Genomic DNA, 5,000 nt, shown 5'->3' on the forward strand with positions numbered 1-5,000 from the left:
CAAATCGCCTGCCGGGCAATGAATGATCTGCGCTTCGCTGAAACGGCTTCTCTTCATCGTCTGTCTCCTCAGTTGGAGAACAGGCTAACCTCAAAGCGAGGACTTTTCAGGGGAGCAGGTCACTGCCGCTTGACGAGGTAGAGTATTCTGTTCGAGGGGAACCTGTCATTGGTTGATATATAGTGGTCTACGTTTGCTCATGCGTCTGGCAAAGTTCTTCAATCTGCCCCTGTTTTCTTCACCTATCAGAGCGAGAGGGTGCATCTGCATGTCCTCAACCTCAGAACACTCGGCCAGAATTTCTTTCGTCTTTTCAGCGCCGATCGCAATTTCGGTCTGTTCGCCGAAGTAAAGTGTCTCGGACCAATGGCCGTTAGCGCGGACCATCTCGTGATTGGCACATAGGATGTGGTGGTAGGTGACCCCATCTTGCGGCGAAACACGCTCAACCCCGTCAAGTTCGGTCAGCTTGACTGCCGGGACCATGACTTCGTCACAGCCGAACATCCTTTGAGCTACCTTCGAACGCACCAGAATCCGATGTTGTGGAGAGATCATCAGCATCTGTTCCGGGAACCCGTCCCCCAGTGCACCTTTGTTGATCAGCACCGGCGCGGATTTGGGATTGGATGAGATCTCTGCAAAACTGTGGACCGCTGACCCGACCCACAGAACCGGCTGCGGGCCATTGTCCCGTGTAATCACTTTCATGCCCGCGGTGATGTCTTCGACCGCGACGGGCCCGTCGACCGTGTCGATCAGGGTGCCGTTCACGAAGCAGATGTAGAGATTGGAAGACGCCGTTTGAGGGAAGTCGTCCCTGCCGGTCAACGTGTAGGTTTCGCCTTTGATAGGCTGGAAATCAAAAACAAATCCCTCGATTGAACTGACGGCGTCGGTTGCCTTGGTGAGCGCGTACATCTTGCCCACAGCAACACCGTTACTGTCGGTTATCTCATAGGCATATTCCGGGTTGATCAGTGTATCAACGGACTGGCCGTCGATCGTGCCTCTAAGAAAGTCATCCAGCCCGCCGGTATTGTCGCCCAGCTCGTTTCGGTCACCGAAGCGGTCGTCATAAGTGACGATGTCACCGCCGCCATTGAATGTAAACGTCTCGCCGATAAAGTCGAGAGAGCCACCTGTTTGAGTCAAGCTTGGAAAGATGTCATTCCAAGAAAAAACAAGTATGTCATATGTTGCCATTTTTCAGTTCCCGTCTCTTTCTGTTACTGATTACTGATTACATTTTGGCGTTATGCCAGCACTCAAACTTCCATACAACAGGCTGAGTACGCCAATGTGCATACGAATTCAGTGTCGTACACGTTGAATATGGCAAGTTTTTGTCGCTAGGAGCATCCCAGCTGTGACCGTCCTCACCTGAGTTGTCCGGTGTTATTGCTAGTGGTCGCATGAATGCCCCCGACGCAAGACATCGAACGAACTCATGCCCTGGTTCCAAGCGCCTATAGTAGCGTAGTATCGGCCAGCGGAGCTGTGCAAGAGCACCTTCACGAGACGATCACGATGCTTCCTGAGGCGAAAGGTTCGCTGCCGAATGCATTGGGGGTGCCCGAACGCGTCGCAATGATCGCCTAACTGATCAGTGAGACTCTCATCATCAAGCGTGGCATTACCCCCAAGATCGGCACGTTTGTCGCCCATGTGCTGTCTAGCCTGCCATCGATCAGGGTGTGTTGTTCGGGAAGGGAAATCGTAGAGAGAGATACTGTAAGATGTTTCTTTCTAGGTTTGGCGGTGACCTACTCTCCCACACCTTAAGATGCAGTACCATCGGCGCAACGGCACTTAACGGCCGGGTTCGGAATGGAGCCGGGTGTTTTGCTCGCGCTATGACCACCAAACCGAGAAAGAAACATCATATCCAAATCAAACACACGTGGTGTATGCTTTTGATCCGCAAAGCCTAGCTTTTACTGGATCAAATCAAGCCTATCGAACAATTAGTACCGGTCAACTGAACGCATTGCTGCGCTTACATCTCCGGCCTATCGACGAGATGGTCTATCTCGGTTCTCAGGGATACCTTGTTTTGAGGGGGGCTTCCCGCTTAGATGCCTTCAGCGGTTATCCTTTCCGATCATAGCTACCCAGCACTGCCATTGGCATGACAACTGGTCCACCAGTGGATCGTTCACCCCGGTCCTCTCGTACTAGGGGCAACTCCTCTCAAGTATCCTACACCCACGGCAGATAGGGACCGAACTGTCTCACGACGTTCTAAACCCAGCTCACGTACCTCTTTAAACGGCGAACAGCCGTACCCTTGGGACCTGCTCCAGCCCCAGGATGAGATGAGCCGACATCGAGGTGCCAAACGGTGCCGTCGATATGGACTCTTGGGCACCATCAGCCTGTTATCCCCGGCGTACCTTTTATCCGTTGAGCGATGGCCCTTCCACTCGGGACCACCGGATCACTATGGCCGTCTTTCGACTCTGCTCGACTTGTCAGTCTTGCAGTCAGGCTGGCTTCTGCCATTGCACTCAACGAGCGATTTCCGACCGCTCTGAGCCAACCTTCGCGCGCCTCCGTTACGCTTTAGGAGGCGACCGCCCCAGTCAAACTACCCGCCACACAGGGTCCCGGATCCGGATAACGGACCGCGGTTAGACATCAAGCAATGCAAGGGTGGTATCTCAAGGGTGGCTCCACAGGAACTGGCGTTCCTGCTTCAAAGCCCACCACCTATCCTGCACATGCATGGCCTGATGCCAGTGTGAAGCTGTAGTAAAGGTGCACGGGGTCTTTCCGTCTAACCGCGGGAAGCCTGCATCTTGACAGGCAATTCAATTTCGCTGAGTCGATGTTGGAGACAGCGGGGAAGTCGTTACGCCATTCGTGCAGGTCGGAACTTACCCGACAAGGAATTTCGCTACCTTAGGACCGTTATAGTTACGGCCGCCGTTTACCTGGGCTTCAATTCGGAGCTTGCACCCCTCCTTTTAACCTTCAGGCACCGGGCAGGCGTCAGACCCTATACGTCGTCTTGCGACTTCGCAGAGCCCTGTGTTTTTAGTAAACAGTCGCCACCCCCTGGTTTGTGCCCCCAGCCACTAGTTGCCTAGAAACTGGGCCTCCTTCTCGCGAACTTACGGAGGTATTTTGCCGAGTTCCTTCAACATCGTTCTCTCAAGCGCCTTGGTATTCTCTACCAGTCCACCTGTGTCGGTTTAGGGTACGATCTTACGGAAGAGCTATTTCCAGGAACCGATTAGCGGCCCACCCAATCCGATAAGGGTGAACAACCTTCACGATCCGTCACTACTTCCTGGCCCAGGAATATTAACCTGGTTCCCATCGACTACGCCTTTCGGCCTCGCCTTAGGGGTCGGCTTACCCTGCTCAGATTAGCTTTAAGCAGGAACCCTTGGACTTTCGGCGACAGGGTCTCTCACCCTGTTTGTCGCTACTCATGTCATCATTCTCGCTAGTGATCACTCCACCGGATGGCTCACGCCCCGGCTTCACAGTCAAACCTGGTCCTCCAAAACGCCCGGGTGGGCGCTAAAGAGGAACGAGTTTATTCACACTACGCTCCGCTACCATGCACTATGTGCATCCTCAGCTTCGGCTCATGGCTTGAGCCCCGATACATCTTCGCCGCAAGACAACTTATTTAGACCAGTGAGCTGTTACGCTATCTTTAAAGGATGGCTGCTTCTAAGCCAACCTCCTGGTTGTTTTGGTCGTCTCACCTGCTTTCCCACTTAGCCATGAATTAGGGGCCTTAGCTGGAGGTCAGGGTTGTTTCCCTCTCCACGACGGACGTTAGCATCCGCCGTGTGTCTGCCATCTAGTACTCCCGGGTATTCGGAGTTTGGTTAGGATCAGTAAGCCTGTGGGGCCCCATTACCCATCCAGTGCTCTACCCCCCGGGGTATTCGGATGACGCTCTACCTAAATAGATTTCGCGGAGAACCAGCTATCTCCGAGTTTGATTGGCCTTTCACCCCTAGGCACAACTCATCCCGACCTTTTTCAACAGGTGTGGGTTCGGCCCTCCAGTACGTGTTACCGTACCTTCAGCCTGGTCATGCCTAGATCACTCGGTTTCGGGTCTGATCCCTCAAACTCATTCGCCCTATTAAGACTCGCTTTCGCTGCGCCTACACCTAACGGCTTAAGCTTGCTTGAGAGACCAAGTCGATGACCCATTATACAAAAGGTACGCCGTCAGCTCTCAAGGAGCCTCCGACTGATTGTAGGCGTTCGGTTTCAGGTACTGTTTCACTCCCCTCGTCGGGGTGCTTTTCACCTTTCCCTCACGGTACTGGTTCGCTATCGGTCAGTAAGGAGTACTTAGCCTTCGAAGGTGGTCCTCCGATGTTCAGACAGGATTTCACGTGTCCCGCCCTACTTAATACGTCGAATTGAGCTTCCAATACGGGGCTGTCACCCACTATGGCCAACCTTTCCAGGTTGTTCTTGTCACTCTCATCGCTCGGCTGGTCCCCGTTCGCTCGCCGCTACTAGGGGAGTATCTGTTGATTTCCTTTCCTCCGGGTACTTAGATGTTTCAGTTCCCCGGGTTTGCCTTTATAACCCTATGTATTCAGGTTATAAATCCCTGTTTCAGCGACCTATTGATAGCAAGGCTAACAATAGGAAACTGTCAGGTGGGTTGCCCCATTCGGAGATCGTAGGGTCAAAGCCTATTCTCGGCTCACCTACGCTTATCGCAGAGTATCACGTCCTTCATCGCCTCTTACTGCCAAGGCATCCACCAAACGCCCTTCTCGCGCTTGATTTGATCCAGAAAAAGACAGGCTTTTTCTGCACCCGACCCCCTTTTGTGAAAAGGCCGGGCATTGATCAAAAGCATACTTTCCCGCTCCCCCGACTGGTTCGTCCGGGGGAACTTTGTCGACCATCCGAAGATGGTCTTGGGTTAGTGTACTTGACTTGGATTAGTTATCTTCACCTGCGGGGTCGAACCCCAGATCCGCCGCACTTGGCAGATCAGTGAAGAAACT

General features: G+C 53.2%; 1 protein-coding gene and 2 rRNA genes. All 3 read right to left on the reverse strand.

All coding sequences use genetic code 11. The features are described from left to right. Positions 1-165: 165 nt before the first annotated feature. Positions 166-1,206: a Hint domain-containing protein gene (locus tag D9R08_RS06835; protein ID WP_121897313.1), complete on the reverse strand. Its 1,041-nt coding sequence runs from the start codon at positions 1,204-1,206 to the stop codon at positions 166-168. 547 nt (positions 1,207-1,753) lie between these two features. Continuing rightward, positions 1,754-1,868 (reverse strand): 5S ribosomal RNA (rrf, locus tag D9R08_RS06840). A gap of 78 nt (positions 1,869-1,946) precedes the next feature. Beyond that, positions 1,947-4,775: ribosomal RNA gene (locus D9R08_RS06845) — 23S ribosomal RNA — on the reverse strand. Positions 4,776-5,000: the final 225 nt, after the last annotated feature.

It is taken from the genome of Rhodophyticola porphyridii (assembly GCF_003688285.1).
GTDB classification, from domain to species: domain Bacteria; phylum Pseudomonadota; class Alphaproteobacteria; order Rhodobacterales; family Rhodobacteraceae; genus Rhodophyticola; species Rhodophyticola porphyridii.

Excerpts from the sequence above, each read along its gene's own strand:
- D9R08_RS06835 (WP_121897313.1), bottom strand. The coding sequence starts at position 1,206 with ATGGCAACATATGACATACTTGTTTTTTCTTGGAATGACATCTTTCCA.